The organism is Candidatus Nitrospira neuquenensis (genome assembly GCF_979578155.1).
In genome coordinates, this window is record NZ_CEFZDU010000015.1 from 26282 (window position 1) to 47188 (window position 20907).

At 70.2% G+C, this 20907-nt stretch carries 29 protein-coding genes and 1 tRNA gene; 11 read left to right on the top strand and 19 right to left on the bottom strand.

From position 1 onward, the window contains the following. The first annotated feature begins 43 nt into the window (after positions 1 to 43). A complete protein-coding gene (locus tag AC1U7O_RS07665; protein ID WP_479894130.1) occupies positions 44 to 502 on the top strand; it encodes an SRPBCC family protein in 459 nt (152 codons plus the stop codon). On the opposite strand, the gene AC1U7O_RS07670 is transcribed toward AC1U7O_RS07665, so the two are convergent. The 3 genes from AC1U7O_RS07670 to malQ are packed head-to-tail and all read right to left on the bottom strand — an operon-like array spanning position 477 to position 5375. Next, entirely contained in the window at positions 477 to 1886 is a 1410-nt protein-coding gene (locus tag AC1U7O_RS07670; protein WP_479894131.1) for a sigma-54-dependent transcriptional regulator, read from the bottom strand. The genes AC1U7O_RS07665 and AC1U7O_RS07670 overlap by 26 nt on opposite strands. Before the next feature lie 4 nt (positions 1887 to 1890). After that, positions 1891 to 3117: a sensor histidine kinase gene (locus AC1U7O_RS07675; RefSeq protein WP_479894132.1), complete on the bottom strand. Its 1227-nt coding sequence runs from the start codon at positions 3115 to 3117 to the stop codon at positions 1891 to 1893. Further along, a complete protein-coding gene (gene malQ, locus AC1U7O_RS07680; protein ID WP_479894133.1) occupies positions 3114 to 5375 on the bottom strand; it encodes a 4-alpha-glucanotransferase in 2262 nt (753 codons plus the stop codon). Before malQ ends, AC1U7O_RS07675 begins: the two co-directional genes overlap by 4 nt. 77 nt (positions 5376 to 5452) lie before the next feature. Here malQ and AC1U7O_RS07685 point away from each other — a divergent pair, with 77 nt between their 5' ends. Together AC1U7O_RS07685 and AC1U7O_RS07690 are read left to right on the top strand one after the other, a co-directional pair. Beyond that, a complete protein-coding gene (locus AC1U7O_RS07685; RefSeq protein WP_479894134.1) occupies positions 5453 to 5809 on the top strand; it encodes a hypothetical protein in 357 nt (118 codons plus the stop codon). Positions 5810 to 5886: 77 nt separating this feature from the next. After that, a complete protein-coding gene (locus tag AC1U7O_RS07690; protein ID WP_479894135.1) occupies positions 5887 to 6435 on the top strand; it encodes a hypothetical protein in 549 nt (182 codons plus the stop codon). Here AC1U7O_RS07690 and AC1U7O_RS07695 read toward each other — a convergent pair. The 9 genes from AC1U7O_RS07695 to ald all read right to left on the bottom strand — a co-directional run bounded on the left by AC1U7O_RS07695 (position 6398) and on the right by ald (position 11449). After that, entirely contained in the window at positions 6398 to 7237 is an 840-nt protein-coding gene (locus AC1U7O_RS07695) for an SPFH domain-containing protein (protein ID WP_479894136.1), read from the bottom strand. The genes AC1U7O_RS07690 and AC1U7O_RS07695 overlap by 38 nt on opposite strands. Positions 7238 to 7311: 74 nt before the next feature. After that, positions 7312 to 7722 (bottom strand): c-type cytochrome, encoded by a 411-nt coding sequence (locus tag AC1U7O_RS07700; protein WP_479894137.1) that lies wholly within the window; start codon positions 7720 to 7722, stop codon positions 7312 to 7314. A gap of 5 nt (positions 7723 to 7727) precedes the next feature. Beyond that, complete coding sequence (locus AC1U7O_RS07705) at positions 7728 to 7907, bottom strand: hypothetical protein (RefSeq protein ID WP_479894138.1); 180 nt, start codon at positions 7905 to 7907, stop codon at positions 7728 to 7730. 2 nt (positions 7908 to 7909) lie between these two features. Then, entirely contained in the window at positions 7910 to 8605 is a 696-nt protein-coding gene (queC, locus tag AC1U7O_RS07710; RefSeq protein ID WP_479894139.1) for a 7-cyano-7-deazaguanine synthase QueC, read from the bottom strand. Positions 8606 to 8671: 66 nt separating this feature from the next. Continuing rightward, a complete protein-coding gene (locus AC1U7O_RS07715) occupies positions 8672 to 9139 on the bottom strand; it encodes a TraR/DksA family transcriptional regulator (RefSeq protein WP_479894140.1) in 468 nt (155 codons plus the stop codon). Positions 9140 to 9254: 115 nt separating this feature from the next. Further along, the gene (locus AC1U7O_RS07720) at positions 9255 to 9770 is read right to left on the bottom strand and encodes an adenine phosphoribosyltransferase (RefSeq protein ID WP_479894162.1); all 516 of its coding nucleotides are present in this window, start codon (positions 9768 to 9770) and stop codon (positions 9255 to 9257) included. 35 nt (positions 9771 to 9805) lie between these two features. Further along, positions 9806 to 10108, bottom strand: coding sequence for an acylphosphatase (locus AC1U7O_RS07725; RefSeq protein ID WP_479894141.1), 303 nt, complete (start codon positions 10106 to 10108; stop codon positions 9806 to 9808). Positions 10109 to 10252: 144 nt separating this feature from the next. Next, a tRNA-Pro gene (locus tag AC1U7O_RS07730) sits at positions 10253 to 10329 on the bottom strand. A 16-nt stretch (positions 10330 to 10345) separates the two neighbouring features. Beyond that, positions 10346 to 11449, bottom strand: coding sequence for an alanine dehydrogenase (ald, locus tag AC1U7O_RS07735; RefSeq protein ID WP_479894163.1), 1104 nt, complete (start codon positions 11447 to 11449; stop codon positions 10346 to 10348). Positions 11450 to 11610: 161 nt separating this feature from the next. On the opposite strand from ald, the gene AC1U7O_RS07740 reads away from it, so the two are divergent. The 4 genes from AC1U7O_RS07740 (at position 11611) to AC1U7O_RS07755 (ending at position 13121) form a co-directional block, all read left to right on the top strand. Further along, the gene (locus AC1U7O_RS07740) at positions 11611 to 12018 is read left to right on the top strand and encodes a hypothetical protein (RefSeq protein WP_479894142.1); all 408 of its coding nucleotides are present in this window, start codon (positions 11611 to 11613) and stop codon (positions 12016 to 12018) included. Between the two features lie 5 nt (positions 12019 to 12023). Next, complete coding sequence (locus AC1U7O_RS07745) at positions 12024 to 12380, top strand: (2Fe-2S) ferredoxin domain-containing protein (protein ID WP_479894143.1); 357 nt, start codon at positions 12024 to 12026, stop codon at positions 12378 to 12380. A gap of 27 nt (positions 12381 to 12407) precedes the next feature. Then, positions 12408 to 12821: a hypothetical protein gene (locus tag AC1U7O_RS07750; protein ID WP_479894144.1), complete on the top strand. Its 414-nt coding sequence runs from the start codon at positions 12408 to 12410 to the stop codon at positions 12819 to 12821. Between the two features lie 69 nt (positions 12822 to 12890). Further along, positions 12891 to 13121: an ATP-binding protein gene (locus AC1U7O_RS07755; protein WP_479894145.1), complete on the top strand. Its 231-nt coding sequence runs from the start codon at positions 12891 to 12893 to the stop codon at positions 13119 to 13121. Here the strand turns inward: AC1U7O_RS07755 and AC1U7O_RS07760 are convergent. After that, positions 13118 to 14185 carry a phytoene/squalene synthase family protein gene (locus AC1U7O_RS07760; RefSeq protein ID WP_479894146.1) on the bottom strand — a complete coding sequence of 356 codons (1068 nt, stop codon included), beginning with the start codon at positions 14183 to 14185 and terminating at the stop codon, positions 13118 to 13120. The genes AC1U7O_RS07755 and AC1U7O_RS07760 overlap by 4 nt on opposite strands. Beyond that, on the bottom strand, positions 14182 to 14601 hold the full coding sequence (locus tag AC1U7O_RS07765) for a cupredoxin domain-containing protein (protein ID WP_479894147.1): 420 nt from the start codon (positions 14599 to 14601) through the stop codon (positions 14182 to 14184). Before AC1U7O_RS07765 ends, AC1U7O_RS07760 begins: the two co-directional genes overlap by 4 nt. A gap of 224 nt (positions 14602 to 14825) precedes the next feature. Between AC1U7O_RS07765 and htpX the strand changes: the two genes are divergently transcribed. Further along, positions 14826 to 15710, top strand: coding sequence for a protease HtpX (gene htpX / locus AC1U7O_RS07770; protein WP_479894148.1), 885 nt, complete (start codon positions 14826 to 14828; stop codon positions 15708 to 15710). A 61-nt stretch (positions 15711 to 15771) separates the two neighbouring features. Here htpX and AC1U7O_RS07775 read toward each other — a convergent pair whose 3' ends face one another. Genes AC1U7O_RS07775 through AC1U7O_RS07785 form a run of 3 tightly spaced genes read right to left on the bottom strand, consistent with a single transcriptional unit; the run spans position 15772 to position 17031 of the window. Next, the gene (locus AC1U7O_RS07775) at positions 15772 to 16044 is read right to left on the bottom strand and encodes a hypothetical protein (RefSeq protein ID WP_479894149.1); all 273 of its coding nucleotides are present in this window, start codon (positions 16042 to 16044) and stop codon (positions 15772 to 15774) included. Between the two features lie 12 nt (positions 16045 to 16056). After that, positions 16057 to 16332 carry an FmdB family zinc ribbon protein gene (locus AC1U7O_RS07780; protein WP_479894150.1) on the bottom strand — a complete coding sequence of 92 codons (276 nt, stop codon included), beginning with the start codon at positions 16330 to 16332 and terminating at the stop codon, positions 16057 to 16059. A 45-nt stretch (positions 16333 to 16377) separates the two neighbouring features. Further along, positions 16378 to 17031 (bottom strand): hypothetical protein, encoded by a 654-nt coding sequence (locus AC1U7O_RS07785; RefSeq protein WP_479894151.1) that lies wholly within the window; start codon positions 17029 to 17031, stop codon positions 16378 to 16380. Positions 17032 to 17175: 144 nt separating this feature from the next. Between AC1U7O_RS07785 and AC1U7O_RS07790 the strand changes: the two genes are divergently transcribed. Then, positions 17176 to 18552, top strand: a complete 1377-nt coding sequence (locus AC1U7O_RS07790) for an MFS transporter (RefSeq protein ID WP_479894152.1) — start codon at positions 17176 to 17178, stop codon at positions 18550 to 18552. Here AC1U7O_RS07790 and AC1U7O_RS07795 read toward each other — a convergent pair. After that, on the bottom strand, positions 18549 to 18800 hold the full coding sequence (locus AC1U7O_RS07795; RefSeq protein ID WP_479894153.1) for a hypothetical protein: 252 nt from the start codon (positions 18798 to 18800) through the stop codon (positions 18549 to 18551). The two genes, AC1U7O_RS07790 and AC1U7O_RS07795, sit on opposite strands and share 4 nt — an antisense overlap. Before the next feature lie 36 nt (positions 18801 to 18836). Then, positions 18837 to 19484, bottom strand: a complete 648-nt coding sequence (locus AC1U7O_RS07800) for a hypothetical protein (RefSeq protein WP_479894154.1) — start codon at positions 19482 to 19484, stop codon at positions 18837 to 18839. Between the two features lie 194 nt (positions 19485 to 19678). Here AC1U7O_RS07800 and AC1U7O_RS07805 point away from each other — a divergent pair, with 194 nt between their 5' ends. Together AC1U7O_RS07805 and AC1U7O_RS07810 are read left to right on the top strand one after the other, a co-directional pair. Beyond that, on the top strand, positions 19679 to 20128 hold the full coding sequence (locus AC1U7O_RS07805; protein ID WP_479894155.1) for a GatB/YqeY domain-containing protein: 450 nt from the start codon (positions 19679 to 19681) through the stop codon (positions 20126 to 20128). Between the two features lie 41 nt (positions 20129 to 20169). Further along, a complete protein-coding gene (locus AC1U7O_RS07810; protein ID WP_479894156.1) occupies positions 20170 to 20736 on the top strand; it encodes a hypothetical protein in 567 nt (188 codons plus the stop codon). The last annotated feature ends 171 nt before the right edge of the window (positions 20737 to 20907 follow it).

A 20907-nucleotide genomic window follows, 5' to 3' on the forward strand; every position in this document is an offset into this window, starting at 1 on the left:
GAACGTCTGACGCATCCTGCCGTTCGGACGACGGAGGGCGGCCATGAAGACATCGGTCGAACGGCTGGGCTGGGCGGCGATCCTGGCCTGTGCGGGGCTCCTCGCCGGCTGCGCGGGGCTCCAGGGAGAGCGGGAGTGGGATACGGCGGAGGCCGTACTGGCCGCGCCTCCGGACAAGGTCAGGGAGGCGGTCGTGGAGGTCCTGATGGAGGGCGGCTATGAGATCGTCGAGGCCGATCTTCCGGGCGGCGTCGTGAAGACCGAATACCGGCGGGAGCTCCACAGCCCCTGGAACCGGCTCCTCGTCTCACGGTTCGGCGTCGGCCGCAGCGTCGTCGAGAGCAGGATCGCGCCGGCCGAGGGCGGCACCCACCTGACGATCCGCGTCGGCTACGAAGCGAAGGACCGCCAGTGGGCCTCCTGGGAGTCGGCTCAGCCCCCCCTCGCCCAAAGCGCCGCCAACCAGCTCCGCCTCGTCAAGAACGCCCTGGGGCTGCTGTAGCGTCTCCCCCCTCCTCGTTCCCGTCGCCCAGCTCGACGCCGTAGCGCTCGGCCATGCGGTAGAGGGTCCGGCGGTCGATGCCGAGGATCTTGGCGGCCCGGACCTTGTTGCCCCCCGTCTCCCGCACGACCCGCAGCATGTAGTCCTTCACCAGCTCGTCGATCGTCACCAGGGGCGGGCGCGCCGGCGGCGGCGCGGTTCCGGCCGCCCTCACCGCCTCGGGCAAGTCCTCGGGCAGGATGACGGGGCCATGGGCGAGGGAGACGGCGCGCTCGATGACGTTCTCCAGCTCCCGGACGTTCCCGGGCCAGTCGTACCGTTGCAGGACCGCGAGCGTCTCCGGCACGAAGCCGCGGACCGGCAGGTGGCTCGCGGCCGAGAACCGCTCCAGGAAATGGTGGGCCAGCATCGGGATGTCCTCCCGGCGCTCCCGGAGCGGCGGGAGATGGATCCGCACGACGTTCAGCCGGTAGAACAGATCCTCCCGGAACCGTCCCTCCCTGACCAGCGTCGAGAGGTCGCGGTTCGTGGCCGCGATGATCCGCACGTCCACCTTCACGGGCGCGGTCCCGCCGACCGGCCGGACCTCCTGCTCCTGGATGACCCGGAGCAGGCGGACCTGGAGCGCCGGGCCGATGTCGCCGATCTCGTCCAGGAACAGGGTGCCGAGGTGCGCCGTCTCGAAGAGCCCCGGCTTCGCCCCGACCGCGCCGGTGAAGGCCCCCCGCTCGTGGCCGAACAGCTCCGACTCCAGTAGGCTGTCCGGGAGCGCGGCGCAGTTGACGGCGACGAAGGGCCGATCGCGCCTCGGGCTGTTGGAGTGGATGGCGCGGGCGATCAGCTCCTTGCCGGTCCCGCTCTCGCCCTCCAGGAGCACCGTGCTCTTGCCCGCCGCGACGCGCGCGACGAGCTTGTACACCTCCAGCATGGGGGGGCTGCTCCCGACCAGCGGCGACCGCTCTTGCCGCTCCCGCAACTCCTCCCGGAACCGTGCGTTCTCGCGCGCCAGCCGGCTGTGCTCCAGGGCCCGCCGGACGACCAGCTTCACCTCCTCGCGCTTGAAGGGCTTGGCCAGGTAGTCGTAGGCGCCGAGCTTGATCGCCTCGATCGCCCCGTCCATGGACCCGAAGGCGGTCAGGAGCACGATGGGCGTGTCGGGGCTCACCTGTTTGAGCTCGCGCAGCACCGTGAAGCCGTCCACGGCGCCCATGCGGATGTCCGTGAGCACCAGGTCGAACCGCTGCTTCCGCCCGCGCGCGATGGCCTCCTCGCCGCTGCCCGCCTGCTCCACCCGGTAGCCCTCCTTGCGCAGGGCCTCCGCGAGCAGGTCCCGGGCGACCGCGTCGTCGTCCACCACGAGGATGAGGAAGTCCGTCTCCGTCATCGCCTCACGCCCTCATCGCGGGCTCGGCCTTGGGGCTGCCCGGCAGCGCGATCACCACGGTCGTCCCCTTGCCGAGCTCGCTCTCGATCGAGAGCGACCCGCCGTGCGCGGCGACGATCTGCCGGCTGAGGTACAGGCCCAGGCCCGTCCCGTCGCCCACCGCCTTGGTCGTGAAGAAGGGCTCGACCGCGCGCTTGCGGTGCTCTTCCGACATCCCGCAGCCCGTGTCGCGGACGGTGAGGGTGACCATCGCCTCGATCGGCGGCTCCCCCCCGCGCCGCCGCTCCTCCTGCTCCCCCGGCGTGGGCGGCCGGCGGCCGACGGCGATGGCGACCTCCCCGCCCGGCGGGGTCGCGGCCAGGGAGTTCGCCAGGAGGTTGACGAGGACCTGCTGAAGCTGGGCCTCGTCCCCCAAGAGGACGTGGCCGTCGCCGCCCAGGTCGGTCTTCACGGCCACGCCCTTGCCGGCGAAGGAGGGCCCCATCAGCGCCACGACCTGCTCGACGAGCCGGCCCGCCGTCAGCGGCGAGAAGGCCGGCCGCCGCTGCCGCGTCGAGGAGAGCAGGTCCTCGATGATGCGCACGACGCGGCCGATCTGGGAGTCGATGATGTCGATCCGCCGGCGCATGTCGGGCGGCAGCCCCTCCTCCTCGCTCAGGGCCTGGACGTGCCAGGCGATCGAGTGCAGCGGCGTCCCCACCTCGTGCGCCACCGAGGCCACCAGTTGGCCCATCGCGGCCAGCCGCTCGGAGCGGTTCAGCGCGTCCTTGATCTCCGCCAGTTGCGCGTTGGCGCGCAGGAGGTTCTCGGTCTGCTCCGCGAGCGCCGCGCGCGCCTCCGCCTCGCGGGCCTTGCGCCGCTCCCAGGTGAAGGCGACGTAGGCCACGCTGCAGAGGACCGCGACCACGTAGACCCGGTTGATCAGCGCGGCCTTGAACCGCCCCGGCTTCGTCGGTTGGAAGAGCCCGATCGCCGTGGCAACGATGCAGAGGGCCAGCGTGAGCCCCATCAGCCCCTTGGACCTGGTGGTGGCGATGAGGAGGATCGGCAGGACGAGGCCGTAGGCGATGATGAAGTTCGCCGGACTGAGCGCCTCGAGGACCACGATGACCGTGATCAGCAGGGCGGAGATGCCGACCGCCCACCGGGTCCAGCGGGCGCGCCCGGCCGGAACGGCGGGATGCGCCGCCGGCTCCGCCTCGCGGCGTCTGAACGGCCACGCCCGTCTCATCGGGGCTCCGCGGCCGCCGGCCTGATCGCGCGCACCAGGCGCGCGAGCGCCGCGACGCCCTGATGCCCCTTCAACTCCTCCAGCGACAGGCGGCATTTGCGGCACCAGTTCGGACAGGCCTCGACCGTGCCGGGGACGTTGACCGGCTCCCGTTCGCCGACCAGGTCCTCCAGCGTGACGAGCATGACCAGGCAGGGGGTCCGCGCCAGAAACCGGTGGACCGCCCCGCTCAGTTCCGCCGTCAGCTCGGGGGGGACGGCGGGATCGTCGCCGAGCCCGTCCGGCAACAGCCCCTCGGCCCGAAGGGCCTCGACGATCAGCCGGCGGTCGCGGCCCCGCTCCTCCCAGGCCGCGGCGCGCCGCGCCTCGTCGTAGATCCCGAGCCTGGCACGCTCCTCGATGTCGCGCCCCGTCCAGTAGCCGGCCAGCGTGGGCAGATCGTGGGTCGTGACGACCGCGGCGGCGCGGGCCGGGTAGGCGGCCGGCGGTTTCCAGCGCCTGTCATGCTCCCGCTCGAAGTAGAAGACCCGGTAGGAGAGCACGTTGGCCGCGGCCAGCCGCTCCCGCACGTAGTCCGGCACGGTCCCCAGGTCCTCGCCGATGATCAGGGCGCGATGCCGCCGGCTTTCCAGCGCCAGGATGCCGAGCAGGTCCTCGGCGGGATAGGCCACGTAGGTGCCGGCGGAGGCGGGAACGCCCCGGGGCACCCAAAAGAGCCGGAACAGCGCCATGACATGGTCCAGCCTCAGCGCCCCGCCGCAGGCCAGGTTGTGCCGCAAGAGCTCGATGAAGAGCCGATAACCGTCCGCCCGCAGCTTGCGGGGATCAACCGGCGGCAGGCCCCAGTTCTGCCCCTCCGGCCCCAGCGCGTCGGGCGGCGCCCCGCAGTCCGCATCCAGGGCCAGCGCGTCCTGGAAGGTCCAGGCCTCGCTCCCGCCGCGATCGCCGGCCAGCGCGAGATCATGGTAGAGCCCGACCGCCATACCCCCGGCCTTCGCCCGATCCGCCGCCGCGCGGAGCTGGCGGCTGGCGACCCACTGCAGGTACTGATGGAATCGGACGCGGGAGGCCCGCTCCTTCCGGAAGGTTTCCACCTCGGGCGTGTCGGGGCGGCGATAGGGCTCAGGCCAGTCCCGCCAGCTCCAGAGAGGAGGCCGGCGGCGACGGAATTCCTCCGCGAGGGCCTGGAAGACCGCGAAGGCTTCCAAGAGCGTTCCTTCAGCCCGGCAGTAATCGAGGAACGCCCGTCCGCGCTCGGTCCTGGCCTCGGCCTCCCATCCCTTCGAGACCAGGTGCCGCTCCTCGAAGGACGCGAAGAGGGTTTCGAGCACAGCCAGCTTCGCGCTGCACACTTCGTCGTAGTCAATCAGGTCGCCCTTGCGCGCCCGCTCCAGCCTGGCCAGAAAGCCCGGCTCGCGGACCAATCGCTGCGCCGCTAAGGATTCAAAAAACTCATCAACATCTTCAACATTAATATACAAGGCATTGAGGTACAAGCGACTATCTGGCGAGTACGGGCTGGTGTGGTGGGGCCGCTCGTTCCTGAGCGCGTGGAGCGGATTCAGCCCGATCAGCGCCGCGCCCAGGTCCACCCCGGCCCACTCGGCCAGGTCGGCGAGGTCGCGGAAGTCGCCGACCCCCCAGTTGCGGTCGGACCTGAGGCTGTAGAGCTGGACGGCCAGGCCCCACAGCGGCCGGTCGTCCGCTCCATCCTCCGGCCCATAGCAGCGATCGGGACACAGGATCAGGCGCGTCTCCCCCTCCACGAAGCGGGAGTCGGTGAGCCCGTAGGCCTTGAGGTCGTAGTAGCCGATCGGCAGGCCGTCCGGCAGCGGGAGCTCGAACCGGGCATGGCGGCGACCGTCGAGCCGATGGGTCTCGACCGGCGCCAGGCCCGGCCCCGCTTCCTCGCGATGACGGAGCCGTCCATCCTCATCCCAGACCTCCCAGCGGAGGCGGAGCCTCTCCTCCTCGCCCTCCTCGACCGGCAGGCGAAAGGACCAGCGTCTCTCGCCGGCCCTCTCACGATGGACCAGGACCGGCTCGCAGGGCCGGAGCCAGGGCTCCCGCTCCAGGGCCGCCAGCTCGGCCGTGATCTCATCGGCCGTGGCCACACGGCAACCCATCGCGGCGAGGATCGCGCGCCTCGTCTCATCGGAGGTCGGATGGCGGCGGCCCCAGATGTCCACGTAGTCCCGCGCGATGCCGCGCAGGTCCGCGAGGCGCGCCAGCGACTCCTGTTCGTTCGACTCGGACATGGGCTGAGTCTAGGTAGGCCCCCGGGTGAAGTCAAGGCAAGCGGCCGGCATCGGCGCCGATGGCGTACAATGCGCCGATGGCCGAGATCGTCCTCGTGCTGCTCGGGCTGCTCCTGGTGGGCGTCCTGGGCCTCCTCGCCGCGATCCTGACTCCAGCCCTGCTGGCGGAGGGCGGGTTTTGGACCCTGGCCGCCGGGCTCCTGCTCGGCCTGCCGACCGGCGTCTGGTACCACGTCCTCCTGTATCGGATCCTGGCAGCCCGCATGACGCTGCCCGTCCGCTGGTGGGCCTCACCGAGCGACCTGCACCGCCACCTCGACCGGGACGACCTCCGGCGCATCAGGCCCTGGTACCTGCTCGGCGGCATCGGCTTTCTGCTCTGCCTGGGCGGGGGACTCGCCGCCGGGGCCGGGCTGCTGCTCTCCGGCCCATGATCCGCTCCCGGCGCGCCCGGCTGGATTCCTCCGGCGGGAGGTGCTAGCATGGGCCTTCGCCTCACCCTGGAGCGCCCATGGATCGCCGGCTCCATCCTCCGCTCGCCCTCGCGGCCCTCTGGTGCGTGCTGCTGCCCGCCGCCACCGCCTGCGTCAGCTCCAGCACCTACGAGCTCGCCAGGAAGGACGCGGAGAACGCCAAGCTGCTCTACCAGAACGAAGCGCGCCGGGCGCAGGAGCTGACCGCCCTCGCCCAACAGCTCACGGCCAGGATCGAGGCGGCCAAGACGGAGCTGCGTGGCCTGGAGGAGCGGATCGCGCGGACGGAGCAGGATTTTCAGCAGACGCGCGACGAACTGCTGCAGATCAAGATCGACCGCGAGCGGGAGCAGCACGCGATCCGCAAGCAGCTCAAGGTGGCCCAGACCCGGCTCCAGCAGGAGCAGGCCGTGCTCGACGCGGACGCGGGCGTCCGCGCGAAGCTCGGCGGCCAGTCGGAGGAAACCCGCAAGCGGCTGAAGGAGTTGGTGGCGGAGATCCAGGGGCTGCTGCGGGAGATGACGCCCCTGGGCGACGGGCTGCTCGGACCTACTTCGCCCCCCGGTCGGCCGGGATCGGGAGATTGATCCCCGTCCGCTCCAGGCCCATGATGATCGTCAGGGCCGAGGGGGCGTGCTGCGCGATCTCCTTCTGTACCTCGATCCGCCGCAGGTCCACGAATTCGGTCGCGCTGAGCCCCAGGTGCTCGCGGTAGGCGCGGTCGGCGATCCCGCGTTGACGCTCCGCCTTCTCCCTCGCCTCCTCGGCCTTCTGGAACTCGATCATCGTGATGCGGCGCTGCTCCTGGATGATCGTCTGCGCCGTCTGCTCCAGGACGCCCTTGGGGGGCAGGATGCTGCCGATCACGACCCGGTTCAGCCGCACGGGAATCTTCTGCTGCTCGATCAGCTTGCGCCGGACCGCCTCCTCGACCGCCGTCTGGAGCTTGGCCCGCGTGGCCGGGTTGGTCGTGAGCTCGAAGAGCGGATACTTCTGCACCTCCTCCCGAACATAGGTCCGGAAGGCTTCCTTGACGTTGTTCTGGTACCAGTTGGGACCGAAGCGGGCGACCAGCTCCGGCGAGCGCCCCTCAATCACGTTGGCGATGAGGAAGGCGTCGAAGGACACGGGGGCGTTTTCGGCCGAGATGATGTCGAAGTGCTCCGCGTACTGGATGGGCCGGACATCGACGTCCACGAGCTCGGTGGTGAAGGCAACGACGACGCGGCCCGTGGGAGTCGGGACAGGGTCCACCCCGCCATGGCCGAAAAAGATCGGCTTCTGGACCAGGACCCCCTCGTGCCCCGCGTCGATCGCCGGCATGATGCAGCCGGAGGACGCCAGCGCCGTCACCGCCGCCAGGATCGCCGCTCGGTGTGAGTCCGCCATCGCGTCAGGGCCCCCGAGGTCTCGTAGCTTAGGCGTCCGGGCGCCGGCTGTCAACCGCCCCCGCGGCGCCGCCGTCACATGATCCCGGCCTGCCGCTGCAGCCAGCGCACGTACTTGACGATCTGCTCGACGTCCTCCCGGGTCGCGCCCTCGATCTTGGGCATGTCCCCGAACTTCCAGTGATGCGCCCGGACGCCGTTGGCCGCCGCCATGAAAAAGGCGGGGTCGCCGTGGTGGCTGGGCTCGTAGATCTTGTCCACGAGGGGCGGCCCCTGCCCCGTGCCCCGGGCCTGCGGGCCGTGACACCGGGCGCAGAGGGCGTTGAACCTCGCCTCCCCCGTCCGGTACTCGGGCGGCACCCCGCCCTTCTCCGGCTTGGCCGGCGGACTCCCCGCCGAGAGCAGCCCGGCCGGCGCGGCGGCCGCGCTCAGGGCGGTCGCGCAGACCACGGCGCGCAGGGCGCGCGTCAACGATTGGCTGGACATGCGGCTCACCTCCGTTTCTCCGGGGCCGGCGCGGGGTCCTGGTCCCGCCCCTCCGCCCGGCCGAATTGCTCGCGCAGCATCCGCGTCGTCCGCCTGGCCGTCGCGTACCGGTACAGGCGCACGGACACGGGGATGACGACGATCAGGCCAATGGTCAGGTACATGAAGAATTCTTCGGGCGACACGGTCATCCTCCCGCCGCCGTCGCGACGTAGCGCACCGGGTCCGTCAGGCCGGCCCCGCGGAACCCCTCCAGGCGGATCAGGCAACTGTCGCACCGCCCGCAGGCGGCGCCGTCGGCCGTCGGCTCGTAGCAACTGTGGGTCAGCTCGAAGGGCACGCCGAGCGAGGCGCCGAGGGCGATGATCTCCGCCTTGGCCAGGCGGAGCAGCGGCGCGCGGACCTCGATCCGGGCGCCTGCGGCTCCCGCCCTGGTCCCGAGCCTGGCCGCCTCCTCGAACGCCCGCAGGAACTCGGGACGGCAGTCGGGATAGCCGGAGTAATCCACGACGTTGGCCCCGATGTAGATCGCCTCCGCCCCGAGCGTCTCGGCGTAGGCCAGCGCCAGGGCCAGGAAGATCGTGTTGCGGGCCGGGACGTAGGTGACGGGAATCCCCGCCGCGCGATCGGCCGGGGCGCGGTCCTTGGGGACCGGCAGGTCCGCCGTGAGGGCGGAGCCGCCGATCCGGCGCAGGTCCAGATCGAGGACGAGGTGGCCGGCCGCTCCCATGGCGACGGCCAACCGCTTCGCGCGCGCGACCTCGACCGCGTGGCGCTGCCCGTAGGAGATGGTCAGCCAGTGGACGAGGCCGCCGTCACGCCGGGCGACCGCGGCGGCGACGGAAGAGTCGAGCCCTCCGCTGGCCAGCACCACGGCCTTCATCGCCACTCCCCGCGCGACCTTCCGGGACTGGCCCCGCGCGGAACGCCGACGGCGGGACCGGCCGGGCTAGTCCCGCTCCTCCTCGCGTTCGATTTTTTCGAGCAGCTCCTGGCGGGACTGGCACTCGACGCAGAGCTTGGCGAAGGGAACGGCCGCGAGCCGCTTCTCGCTGATCTCCACGCCGCACTCCGCGCAGATGCCGTAGGTGCCGTCGGCCAGCCGTGACAGCGCCTCGTCGATCATCTGGCGCTTCCGGTTCCGCATCTCCAGCAGCGAGATGCCGAGCTCGCGCTCCAGGTCCGCGAGGGCCTGGTCGCCCACGTCCATGGCGGACTCCAGCCGCCGCTGCTGGTCGTCCGTCAAGGATTGGCCCAGCACGCCGCCGATCTCCTTCAGCAACTCGCGGCGCTTCTCCGTCAGAAGCCGGTGCAGCGCCTCTCTCCGGTTGTCCGCCTCCCGTTTCGCGGTGGCCGCCCCGGCGGTGCTCCTGGATTCCGTCGTCGGTTTTTTCTTGGCTTTGGCCTTGTCCGGCATCCGGTTCTCCCGTGCTCGGTGACTCCGCTCAGGAAAAGGGAGCGGTATTCATAACACGGCATCCCCCCATTGACAAGCCCTCAAAGGGGCGCGATCGGCGCGGTGGACGCCTCCCTCACGGATAGGTCACCACGGCATGGACGTCGCACCCGTCCAGCCTGGCGCGCCCGTTCAGCCCCAGGAGCTCCACGAGGAACGCCACGCCGACAATCTCGCCGCCCAGCTTGCGGACGAGGTCCACCGTCGCGGCGGCCGTGCCTCCCGTGGCGAGCAGATCGTCCACGATCAACACGCGCTCCCCCATCCCGATGGCGTCCCGGTGGATCGCCAGGGAATTGGAGCCGTACTCCAGGTTGTACTTGACCTCATAGATATCGGCAGGAAGCTTCCCGGGCTTGCGCACCGGCACGAACCCCGCGTCCAGATTGCACGCGAGCGGCCCTCCGAGGATGAAGCCCCGGGATTCGATGCCGACGACCTTGGTGACCTGCCGGCCCTGGTACCGCTCGGTCAGGTCCCCGACGATCGTCCGGAAGGCGTCCGCCCGTTTCAGCAGGGTCGTGATGTCGTAGAACAGGATGCCCTTCTTGGGAAAGTCGGGCACCTCGCGGATCAGCGACTTGTAATCCATGGCCATGGCGATCCCCCGTTGTGCCGTGCGCCCGGTCAATAGCGGATGCGGAACCCGACGAGTCGACCGGCGGCGGGCTCCCATCGAAGCTCCAGACCGTCCACCCGCGCCGCCGGCGGGCCGGCTCTCAATTGATCGAGGAATTGTTCCAGGACCGGCCGCGGGCCCTCCGCCTCCACCTCGACGCGACCGTCCTCCAGGTTCCGGACCCCGCCGTGCAGCCCGAGCCGCAGCGCCGCGGCCTGGGCGAAGGCGCGATAGCCGACCCCCTGCACCCTGCCCCCTACCACAACCAGCACCCTCGCGAGCGGCGTTGACGGTGTCGCGTCGGCGCCCACGGCATCACCTCGGAACGGTCACAATGAGTGGGACCGGAGACGATGTGGCCATGGGAATATTGGGATGGAGAGAGACAAAACGCTGGAAGTGCTTCTCCGACGCGCCCCGCATAGAGCAGCGCGTCGGACCGGGCTAGCGTGGAATGGTCGGGGCGAGAGGATTTGAACCTCCGACACCCGCGTCCCGAACGCGGTGCGCTACCGGGCTGCGCTACGCCCCGACCCCTCGGGCCACCGTCATGTCAGCGGGCACCACGGCAAGCCGTGCGCCTCCGCGACGCCGCGGCAGGTAACCTTGCCCTTCTCGATGTTGACCCCCTTCGCCAGGGCGGGATCGGATCGGATGGCCTGCTGCACGCCCGCTGAAGCAAGGCGGACTATAAAGGGTAGCGTCGCGTTGGTCAAGGCCAAAGTGGCCGTCCGCGGGACGATCCCCGGCATATTCGCCACGCAATAGTGGATGACGCTCTCCTCGCGGTACACGGGGTTCGAGTGCGTGGTCGGCCGCGTCGTCTCGAAGCAGCCGCCCTGATCCACGCACACATCCACGATCACGGAGCCGGGCGTCATGCGCGAGACCACAGAGCGGGACACGAGCCGCGGCGCCCGAGCCCCGTGGACGTAGACCGCCCCGATCGCGAGGTCGGCCTGCTCGACCTCGCGATCGATCCAGGCCTGATTGGCCGCCAGCGTCTTGACGCGGCCGTGGTAGAGGTAATCGAGGTGCCGCAGCGGCTTGAGGTCCAGGCTGAAGACCGTGACCTGGGCGCCCATACCGACGGCGATCCTGGCCGCCGCGCTTCCCACCGTGCCGGCCCCGAGGATGACCACGTTCGCGGGCGGCACGCCGGGCACGCCGCCCAGCAGCAGCCCCCCGCCGCCCTCGGACCGTTCGAGATACCGCGCGCCGACCTGCACCGCCATGCGGCCGGCGATCTCGCTCATCGGCCAGAGCATCGGCAGCGTGCCGTCGCCCACCTCCACGGTCTCGTAGGCGATCGCGGTGACCCCGGAGTCCAGCAGCGCGCGGGTCAGCTCGGCGGACACGGCCAGGTGCAGGTAGGTGAAGAGGGTCTGGCCGGGGCGCAGCAGCCCCACCTCGGCCAGGCCCGGCTCCTTGACCTTGACGATCAGCTCCGCCTCCTTGAAGACCTGTTCCTTCGAGCAGGCGGCCTGCGCGCCGGCCCGGCGATAATCGTCGTCGGCGAACCCACTCCCCTCGCCCGCTCCCGTTTCGACCAGCACCCGGTGGCCGGCCGCGACCAGAACCTGCACGCCTTCCGGCGTCAGGCTGACGCGATACTCCTGGTCCTTGATCTCCTTCGGTACTCCGATGACCATGGCGCCTCCCTTGCGCTCGCCCCGGCGGCGGCCCGCGTGCGAACGGGCCATTATACCCTTCCCCGCGCCGTCTCTCCTGGAGGCTCCGACGCGACGCGGCCCGGTGGACAGTCGGCGAACTCCTGGTGTAAGATCGGCCCTCCGTGCGGAGGGAGGATGCGATGGACAGTGGTCAGGCCGGCTCCGTCATCCGGTGCGACGCCTGCGGCACGGACCGCGGGCCCCTGATGAAGCTCTCGCTCGGCAAGGATTTTTTCGGCCGCGCGTACGACCGGCTCTCTCCCTCGGCGGACCAGAGCCCCAAGTGGTACTGCGAAAGCTGCTCGATGCACAAGAACCTGCAACGCGACTTCCGGGACATCCTGGGGGAATTCGACAAGCTGGCCTCGGCCCAACCCTCGGTGCTGGAAGCGGCCGACCAAGTCCAGCGCGCGCAACTGCGACTGCGCGAGATCCGAGCGATCCTGGAGGGAAGCCGGGAGGCGTGCCGTCTCCTCGACCCCGCCGAGGTCGCCGCTCTGCTCGGTCGGGTCCAGGCCCGCGCCGAGTCCGCCGCATCCCCGCGCTGACCTTCGTGTCCACCTACACGCACCATATCTTCGTCTGCATTAACCAGCGTCCCAAGGACGACCCGCGCGGCTGCTGCGCGAACCAGGGCTCGGAGCGCCTGCAGGCCTTCTTCAAGAAGGAAGTCGAGCGGCTGGGACTCAAGGGCACGGTCCGCGCGAACAAGGCCGGCTGCCTCGACCACTGCGAGTACGGCCCGAGCGTGGTCATCTATCCCGAAGGCGTCTGGTACTGGGTCGGCAGCGAGGCGGACGTGACCGAGATCATGGAGCGGCACGTCGTCCGGGGGGAGATCGTCGAGCGACTCCTCATGCCGGGCCACGAGCCGCCGCGCAAGGCCGGCGGAGCGCGGTCCGGGACCTGACGCATCGGCCTGGAGAGGGGGCGCACCATGGCGGTCGAGGAGAAATGGAAGGCCAACCTGGAGAAGGTCGCCTTCATGAAGCGCTTTCCCGGCCTGCTGGCGGCCTGGGACCAGGCGACCGGCAAGACCCTCGCGGCCGCCGCGCCGATGCGCACCAAGGCCGGTTCGGCGGTCCTGGTGTTCGACGACGGCTCCTTCGCGGTCGCGCCGCCACTGGCGCCGGAACCCTGGGAGCTGACGGAGGGCCTCGACGTCGCGCGTCCGCTCCTGGAGTCGCGGCACGCCGAGGCCTTCGCGGAGTACGACCGGTTGGTGCGTCGGGACAAGGAGGCGCTGCGGGCCGCGCGGCTGGAGAAGATCCTGGGCGCGATCGAGAACAACCTGGAGCAGATCCCGGAGCTCAAGGACCGCCTGCGTCGCCTGGTGGACGGCTGGAAGTGATCGCTGGAACATCCCGCCATGAACATGTTGGAAATGTTCTCATCCGCCCTGTTTGAGGGGGTCACACCGATGATGGTCGTCAGAGACTACCTGGTCCGCCATCCCGACCGCTGCACGCACAACGGCGTCTGCATCCCCGTCTGTCCCACCGGAGCCTGGCTCTCCACCCCGCCGTTCAAGTTCGATGCGTCCCGCTGCCTGGAGACCTGCCGGCTCTGCCTGGACGCCTGTCCCTCCCAGGCGATCTACGCGGTCTTCCGCAAGGGGAACAAGCTGATCGAGCCGAAGAAGCCGGGCTAGAGGGCCGACACCGCCCCCACCGCCTTCCGGATGCGCCCCCAGTAGGCCGTGCCCACCAGCCCGCAGCCGCCGGTGAGCGTCGTCATCGCCATGATGCGGTAGACCTGCCCCTTCGGAATCTTCACTGCGGCGCGAGGGTCGAGCAGGTCCGGCGAGCCGGAGATCCGCTCGAGGGTGCGCCCACCGATGAGGATCGGCCACATGCAGGCCAGGCGCAGCCGCACTTCGCGACGGGGGATCGCCATCGTGTAGAGCCAGCCCCGGTCCAAGTGCCCCACGGCCGCGGCGATCAGCCGGTTCAGCACCGGCCTCAGCGCCGGCAGCGATTCCCTCCGGAGCAGGTCGGCCGGCGCCAGCCCCGCCTCCTTCAAGAGGCTCTTGGGGAGGTAGCAGCGTCCCCGCGCGAGGTCCTTGGCCACGTCCTTGAGTACGTTCGTGAGCTGCAACCCCTTGCCAAACCGCACTCCCTCCGCCGCCATGACGGGCACGTCCCACTGCGCGAGCGCCGGCAGGTGCGCGCAGGTCATCTCCGTCCAGAATTCTCCCACGCAGCCCGCCACGTAATAGGTGTAGCGATCGAGGTCCTCTTCGGTCTCCAGCGCCGCGAGGCCGCCGGGCCGGTCCGGAACGAACCGCGTGAGGTCCATCTCCATGCCCTGGGTCAGGGTGCGCAGCACGCGGGCGATGCGGTCGCGGTCGGCGCGGGTCAGCCGCTCGGCCAGGTGGAAACAGTCCTCCAGCCGCTCCAGCAGCGCGCGCTCGGAGGAGTCCGCCCGGCCGGGGATCAACGCGGCCTGGATGGCGCGGAGCGCGTCCCGGTCCGCGCTCGGGCAATCGAACTGCGCGCGGAAGCGGCGCAGCAGGTCGAGCCGGCGGGAGGGCTCGATCAGGTCCGTGTCGGCGATCGTGTCGGCGGCTCGGGCGAAGAGATAGGCCAGGCCGATCTGATCCCGCACCGGGGCCGGCACGACGGCGAGCGTCAGGTAAAAGGATCGCGAAACGCGGCGGAGGAGGTCGCCGAGCAACCGGGCCCGCAGGCGCTCTTCGGTCGGCGCGCCGCTCACTCGCGGACTTCCAGCCGGCCTGCCATACCCCGCTCCCTGTGGCTCTTGAAGAAGAGCAGTTGCTTGTCGCAGTAGAAGGGGTACGTCCCGGCCTTGGCGGGGATGAACCGCAGGACCACCGTCGCGCCGGCGCCGACCTCCTGCTCGAACACGAGGCCGGCCGACGGCTCCTTGAGGACGAAGTTGTGCGGCGTGAAGGTGGTCACGCTGGCCAGCGTGAGCTCCACCGGCACGCCGACCTGGACGACCACGCGGTCCGGATTGAAGGAATAGTTGTCGAGGAGGACCGTCACGCGCTGGATGGGGCCGGCCGAGGCCGGCTGCGGTGCGGGATCGGCGGCGCGGGCGTCCGCCCAGGCCGTGAGCGCCGCCAGCACCAGCGCCCCCGCTCCGCGTCTGAGAAGAGTGCGCGCCACGCACGCCCTTCTAGCAGATGGGCCCCGACCCGTCAATCCGCCGCCCGGCGCGGCGCGCCCGGCCTTGACCGGCGCGGCCGGCGCGTTATCTTTTTCCCGCTCATATTCCACGACCAGCCATCCCGTGATTTTGCGCCCGGCCGTCTGTATAATGACGCCACCGGCTCCGCGGGAGCGAGCACCGGATCCCGAGCCGAACGACCGAGCTGCCAAGGAGGACCTCCATGAAGTGGTTGAAGGGCATCGTGCTATTGCTCGTTGCCAACGTCCTGATCTTCGTCACCCTCTCCCTCACCTTCCATGTCCTGGTGAACGTCGTCCTCCCGGCCGTCGGCATCGACGTGCGCGGGGCGGTGAATCAACAGGATTTAGTCTGGGCGATGGTCATCGGATTCGGCGGGGCCTTCATCAGCCTGGCCTTCTCCAAGCAACTGGCCCGCTCTTGGCTGGACTGCTACCAGATCGTCCAGCCCCGAACGCACGCCGAGCAGGTGATCTACGGAGCCGTGCAGGAGATCGCCCAGCGCCTGCGCATCACCATGCCGGAGGTCTGGGTCTACGACTCGCCGGACCCCAACGCCTTCGCGACCGGCCCGTCCAAGAACAACTCGATGGTCGCCGTCTCGACCGGGCTCCTGAACAACCTGAACGAGCAGGAGGTGCGGGCGGTGCTCGCGCATGAGATGGGCCACGTCTACAACGGAGACATGTTCACCACGACCGTCCTCGCCGGCCTGATGAACACCTTCGTGTATTTCATCAGCCGGTGGGTGTACCGGCAGCTCGCCGAGCGGAGCGAGGCCATGGCCTTCGCCGTGTACTTCCTCCTCCAGACGCTGCTCTCGTTCCTGGCCATGATTCCGATCGCCTGGTTCTCCCGCCGGCGGGAGTTCGCGGCGGACGCCTTTGCGGCCAAGGTCTACGGGCGGGAGGCGATGATCGGTGCGCTGCGGGCCATTGATCGGTGGGTCAATCGGGCCCAGATGGAATACTCCACGCAGGACGCCCTGGCGACGATGAAGATTTCCGGCAAGTCGAGCGGCTTCCTGCACCTCTTCGCGACGCACCCGCCGATCGAGGTGAGGATCGCCGCGCTTGAGCGGCTCTGACCCATCCCATCCGAACGCCCTCCGGCCGCCGGCGGCGGCCGGAGGGCGCATCCCCGATCAATCAGGTCTTCTTGACAAACCTGATCCGGTCCTTCCGCTCCTCGATCACCGCCCCCAGCGCCCGGGCCCCGAGCGGGATGTTCGCCTCCAACACCTCCACGAGGTCTTGGTCCTCGATGATCACCTCGTAGCGGTCCTGGACGTTCGTGAGGACCGCGCCCTTCTGGACGTCCCGCGGCATGAAGATCTCGTACCAGACCTCCTTCTCCACCAGGCAGACATCGCGAAAACGCTCATAGAGCAGCTTCAGCTTCTCGGGATCGGTCTCCTGCATGTCCGCGACTCCTCAATGTCCGTGGTCGTGGCCGCAGCCGCCGCCCTCGGACCCCGGCATGGTCGAGGGGGCCGGGATGCCCGTGATGTTCAACGGCGTCGGGTCCGGCGAGGAGACGCCGACCGCGCCGGACCTGGCGGCGAACGCGGACATGACCCGCCGGATCGGCGCACCGCAGTCCCGGCAGGCGGTCAGGGCCGGCTCGGCCATGGCCTGCAGGTATTCCCTCCGCCGGGAGCAGGGGGGCGTCCGCCGGCACTGGTCCGCGACATATTCATAGATCGGCATGGGTCCTCCGTCGGATGATCGGGAGGCGGCCCGGCGGGCGGGAAGCTACTTCTGCACGGCCGTGCCGGCCGGCGCCGCCTGGTCCGTGATGTGGAACCGCATGGTGCCCACCCGGTTCACCGCATGGAACGGCTGCTGGCCCAGGGGCGTGATGTAGAGGTGCACCTGGTAGGCTCCGGGCTTCCAACCGTCCGCGGGCCTCTTGAGCTCCAGGAAGCCGTACCGCTCGTGGCCCGGGACCTCCAGCGTGTCCCGCCCCACGGGCTTGTCGGAGATGTTGCCCTGCTGGTCCTCCAGGAACCACTGGGCGCTGAACTGCGCCGGATCCTCCAGGGGCGCCACTTCGAAAACGATGTAGACGGCGGGGACGTCCAGCGGGAACACCGTCGTCGGCTCGACCGGCTTGAGCCGCGGGTCCTGGGTATACCAGCCCTTCCGCCCGAAGCTGTCCCATTCGACCTCATAGCCCTTGGCCGCCTTGATCCAGACGAAGATCGCCTGCGGCACGCCCCGGCGCTGCTCGTCGAAGGAGGGGGCCTTGAACGGCTCGAACTCGGTGACGCTCTGCTCTTTCGGCGCCAGCAACTCCTTGGCGAGAGACGGCCCAGCGACGACCGGCAGGCAGAGGGCTGCGGCCAACAGGATCACGACGCCCAGGTCCCCGGGGCGCCCGGCGCAATGTTCGGTGCGGTGGCGCATCGCTCACCTCCCGGCTGACGCGACAGGGCCCTTCGGCCGTGCCGCCGCTGCCGACAGCCTACTCCAAGGTCCGGCCCAATTCAACCAGGCCGCTTCGATGCTATAATGCGACCGCAGCGTCAAGGAAGGACCGGAGCGGAACCAGTGTCGACATCGCAGGACGGCGGCGCCTCGACCGCGGAAGACCAGCACGAGCGCGGCCGCCGCTACGGTATCCGTGACGGGGCGCTGCAGGCCGTCTCGCAGGGCGCCGGGGAGAGTTACCTCTCCGCCTTCGCCCTCCTGCTCCACGCCACGCCCCTCCAGGTCGGGCTGCTCTCGGCCCTCCCCCAGGTCGCCGGCATCTGGGCTCAGGTCCTCTCCGCCAAGATCCTGGCGCGACGCCCGCGCCCCCACCAGCTCATCCTGACCGCCACGCGCGGCCAGGCCGCGGCCTGGCTGCTCCTGCTCCTCCTGCCCCTGACCTTTCCATCGGTCGGCCCCTGGCTGCTGATCGTCTGCGCCCTCCTGTACACGACGATCGGCCAGGCCGGCGTGCCGGCGCTTTCCCGGCTGCTGACCGACCTGGTCGGCGCGGATGGGCGCGGAGCCTACTTCGCCAGACAGGCGCGGGTGATGTCGGTCGTGAGCTTCTGCGCCATCGGCGGCGCGGGGCTGGCGCTCCACTGGGCCAAGGCCCGGGACGTCCCCTGGGCCGGTTTCGCCGCGATCTTCCTGATCGCGGCCGCCGCCCGCGCGGCCTCGGCCGGCCTGTTCGCCCGCCTCGACGAGGCGGCGCTCCCCGCGTCCCGCGAGTCGGAGATCCGCGTCGTCGAGTTCCTCCGCCGGGCGGGCAGTGCGGACTTCCGCCGGTTTCTGCTCTTTTCCGGCCTGATGTACTTCGCGGTCCTGATCGCCGGGCCCTTCTTCGTGATCTACCTGCTCAGGGACCTGCACCTCTCCTACCTGCAGTACTCGGGATGGGTGGCCGCCGGCGCGGTCGGCCAGTTCGCCGCCCTGCCCCCCTGGGGGCGCATCAGCGACCGGTACGGCAACAAGAAGCTGCTCGTGGCGACGGCCGGCCTCGTCCCCTTCCTGCCGATGCTCTACCTCCTGGGCACCGACTATGCGTTCCTGGTCGCCGTCAACTTCATGGGCGGCGTGGTCTGGGCGGGATTGCTGCTGGGGCTGCAGAACTACGTCTTCGACGCGGTGGCGCCGGAGGACCGGGCGAAGGGCATCGCCCTCTGGAATTCCGCCAACGCGGCGGGATGGCTCCTGGGAGCCCTCGCGGGAGGCTGGCTCGCCTCACGGCTGCCCGCGGCCGTCTCGCTGGCCGGCGCGGAGCTTCGCTTCGCATCCAACCTGCCGCTGGTCTTCTTCACGTCCGGCCTGCTCCGCCTCGTCGTCTCGGCGGCGCTGCTCCGAACACTGAGGGAACACCGGCCCGTCGAGCCGATTTCCCACCGGAGCCTCCTGCGCGAGATGCCCCTCATCAAGCCCCTCGGAGACGCGCTCGACGTCGGAGACCGGCGGCGTTAGCGGCCGCCCTGGGACACGGGCGGGTCGGCGGGGGCGGCCGGTCCCTTGCTCCGCTCACGCTCCTCTTGCTTCAGAGCACGGTCGAAGAAGCGGTCCGAGTCGCCCCTGATTTGGTCGACGGAGCGCGGCGGGGGCTCCTTGGGCTCCGAGGCGCAGCCGACGATTCCGAACATCCCCCAGGTCGCGGCAAAGACCGCCGCCAGCCCGCCCCCCACGCTCCGTCCCTTCCACACCCGGCCGCTGCGCATCACCATCCTCCTTCTCGGTTCGTGACTCCTGCCCGATCACCATGACGACTGAAAGGCGCGCGCCAAGTCGGCCGCGGTGCGGTCGATCCCCCGGTCCAGGGCGGCCCTGACCAGGGGCTGGATGCGGGACTCGGCGAAGGCGGAACCGTGCCCCGCGTCGAGCCCCGCGACCGGCGTCACCACCACGTTATGATAGACCACCTCCGCGCTCTCGACCAGGATGACCTTGCTGGTGAGGAGGAACGGCGGCAGGTCCCCGGAATATTTGGCGAAGACCCGATCCCGTAAGTTCGGCCCGTCGATCCGATAGAGCACCACCCCGTCCACACCCAACATCCGTCCGACGTGGACCGCCGTCTGGTCGGACACCGTCCCGCCGGCCTGCAACCCCTGCTCGTCGAGGATGGCCTGGAGGTCGGCCCGCTCCACGATCTGCAGCGACCGACGCTGGGCTTTCAACTGAAAGGTCGCGCCGGCCAAGCGCTGGTAGGCCGCCGCCATGTCCCGGTCGGACGTGCGCGGATAGAGCACCGCGAGCCTGGCCAGGTGGGCGGGGACGCGCGCGGTGGAGGCGACGCTGCTCCGTACCATGGCCGAAGGACCGTCCTCCGAGGCCCGCCCGCCGCAGCCGGCCACCGCGCAGGCCAGTGCGGCGGCCACGATCACTCCCTTCAGCCGAGCCATGCCTCTGCGCTCCACGCCGTCCGCCGGTTGTCGTCGCCCGTGGACGTATCCTACCCCAGTGCAGGACCGAAAACCATCGCGATCCTCGGCCCTCCGGCACCGTGCCGACGCGCCGGCGCGGCCCTTGACTCGCGCGTTCGCCGCTGTCTAAGCTGGACGCTCCCCCACCTTCCCTGCCGCCGAGAGGAGACGCCATGTCGCTCCACGACCGCCTGTCCGACGACCTGAAGACCGCCATGAAGGCCAGGGACCAGCTCCGCATGGACGTGATCCGCATGATCAAGGCGGCGATCCTGAACAAGGAGTTGGAGCTCAAGAAACAACTCGACGACGCGGAGATGAGCCGTGTCATGACCGCCCTCCTCACGCAGCGGCGGGAAGCGGCCGAGCAGTACCGGCGCGCCAACCGCACCGACCTCGCCGAGCGGGAATTGCGGGAGATCACGATCCTCGAGGGCTATCTGCCCGGCGTCCCCTCCGCGGAGGAGGTCCGCGCGGCGGTCGAGCGAGCCGTGCAGGCCGCCGGCGCCAGTTCGCTCAAGGACCTGGGCGCGGTGATGAAACAGGTCATGGCCGCCTTCGCGGGCCGGGCGGTGGACGGCCGCCTGGCAAGCGACATGGTCCGGGCGCGGCTGCAGCCATGACGCGCGACGCCCGGGACCGCACGCGCACCGGAGGAAGCGGCATGCGGAGGGGCGCGGCGGTCCTGTCCCTCGCCGTGGGTTGGGGCATGAGCCCGGCCCTCGCCGGTCCCCCGGTGGACGAGCTCCCCGACCTCACCGGCCGGGCCACCGCGGTCGTGACCCTCAAGGAGCACGACAATTTCGCCAACGAGTACACCTTCGACGTCCGCGTCCGCAACCACATGGCCACCGGCATCGAGGCCGGCAGTCTGGTACTGGTCCTGGACCACGTGACCGACGTCGGGGGCAAAAGCACCCTCGATCGGGTCGAGGCGATCGGCCGGGACGGCGAGACGAAGGACGGCAAGCCCTACTACCGCGTGCCCGGTCCCGCCCTCCCCCCCTACGGCGAGAGCGACGCCCTGACGATCCGCCTCCGCAACAGCGATTATGTCGCCCTCTGGACGCCCTCCTTCCGCATCCGCGGCACGGCCGCGCCGGACCCGGGACGGAGAGCCGCCGACGCCCTGCACACCCTGATCGATCTCCTGATCAAGAAGGGCCTGCTGACCGAGGAGGAGTGGAACGAGGCCGCGCACCCCTCCCAGCCGGCCAAGCCCTCCCGCTGACCGGTCGCATCCCCGCCTTCCTTCTCGGCTCGGCACGCGCCGCGGCCCCGGCCGCGCGGCGTGGGGACCGGCCCCCTCCAAGCCAGCCCCCAACTTTGAGGCGTTGTAGATCTGCGTACGTCTCTCTAAGTTGGTGTATTCGACCATCGACGCCCGGGCGCCACCGTCCTC

Coding starts and splice junctions, on each gene's coding strand:
- AC1U7O_RS07665 (WP_479894130.1), top strand. CDS start 44: ATGAAGACATCGGTCGAACGGCTGGGCTGGGCGGCGATCCTGGCCTGT.
- AC1U7O_RS07670 (WP_479894131.1), bottom strand. CDS start 1,886: ATGACGGAGACGGACTTCCTCATCCTCGTGGTGGACGACGACGCGGTC.
- AC1U7O_RS07675 (WP_479894132.1), bottom strand. CDS start 3,117: ATGAGACGGGCGTGGCCGTTCAGACGCCGCGAGGCGGAGCCGGCGGCG.
- malQ (WP_479894133.1), bottom strand. CDS start 5,375: ATGTCCGAGTCGAACGAACAGGAGTCGCTGGCGCGCCTCGCGGACCTG.
- AC1U7O_RS07685 (WP_479894134.1), top strand. CDS start 5,453: ATGGCCGAGATCGTCCTCGTGCTGCTCGGGCTGCTCCTGGTGGGCGTC.
- AC1U7O_RS07690 (WP_479894135.1), top strand. CDS start 5,887: ATGGATCGCCGGCTCCATCCTCCGCTCGCCCTCGCGGCCCTCTGGTGC.
- AC1U7O_RS07695 (WP_479894136.1), bottom strand. CDS start 7,237: ATGGCGGACTCACACCGAGCGGCGATCCTGGCGGCGGTGACGGCGCTG.
- AC1U7O_RS07700 (WP_479894137.1), bottom strand. CDS start 7,722: ATGTCCAGCCAATCGTTGACGCGCGCCCTGCGCGCCGTGGTCTGCGCG.
- queC (WP_479894139.1), bottom strand. CDS start 8,605: ATGAAGGCCGTGGTGCTGGCCAGCGGAGGGCTCGACTCTTCCGTCGCC.
- AC1U7O_RS07715 (WP_479894140.1), bottom strand. CDS start 9,139: ATGCCGGACAAGGCCAAAGCCAAGAAAAAACCGACGACGGAATCCAGG.
- AC1U7O_RS07720 (WP_479894162.1), bottom strand. CDS start 9,770: ATGGATTACAAGTCGCTGATCCGCGAGGTGCCCGACTTTCCCAAGAAG.
- ald (WP_479894163.1), bottom strand. CDS start 11,449: ATGGTCATCGGAGTACCGAAGGAGATCAAGGACCAGGAGTATCGCGTC.
- AC1U7O_RS07740 (WP_479894142.1), top strand. CDS start 11,611: ATGGACAGTGGTCAGGCCGGCTCCGTCATCCGGTGCGACGCCTGCGGC.
- AC1U7O_RS07750 (WP_479894144.1), top strand. CDS start 12,408: ATGGCGGTCGAGGAGAAATGGAAGGCCAACCTGGAGAAGGTCGCCTTC.
- AC1U7O_RS07755 (WP_479894145.1), top strand. CDS start 12,891: ATGATGGTCGTCAGAGACTACCTGGTCCGCCATCCCGACCGCTGCACG.
- htpX (WP_479894148.1), top strand. CDS start 14,826: ATGAAGTGGTTGAAGGGCATCGTGCTATTGCTCGTTGCCAACGTCCTG.
- AC1U7O_RS07775 (WP_479894149.1), bottom strand. CDS start 16,044: ATGCAGGAGACCGATCCCGAGAAGCTGAAGCTGCTCTATGAGCGTTTT.
- AC1U7O_RS07780 (WP_479894150.1), bottom strand. CDS start 16,332: ATGCCGATCTATGAATATGTCGCGGACCAGTGCCGGCGGACGCCCCCC.
- AC1U7O_RS07785 (WP_479894151.1), bottom strand. CDS start 17,031: ATGCGCCACCGCACCGAACATTGCGCCGGGCGCCCCGGGGACCTGGGC.
- AC1U7O_RS07795 (WP_479894153.1), bottom strand. CDS start 18,800: ATGCGCAGCGGCCGGGTGTGGAAGGGACGGAGCGTGGGGGGCGGGCTG.
- AC1U7O_RS07800 (WP_479894154.1), bottom strand. CDS start 19,484: ATGGCTCGGCTGAAGGGAGTGATCGTGGCCGCCGCACTGGCCTGCGCG.
- AC1U7O_RS07805 (WP_479894155.1), top strand. CDS start 19,679: ATGTCGCTCCACGACCGCCTGTCCGACGACCTGAAGACCGCCATGAAG.
- AC1U7O_RS07810 (WP_479894156.1), top strand. CDS start 20,170: ATGCGGAGGGGCGCGGCGGTCCTGTCCCTCGCCGTGGGTTGGGGCATG.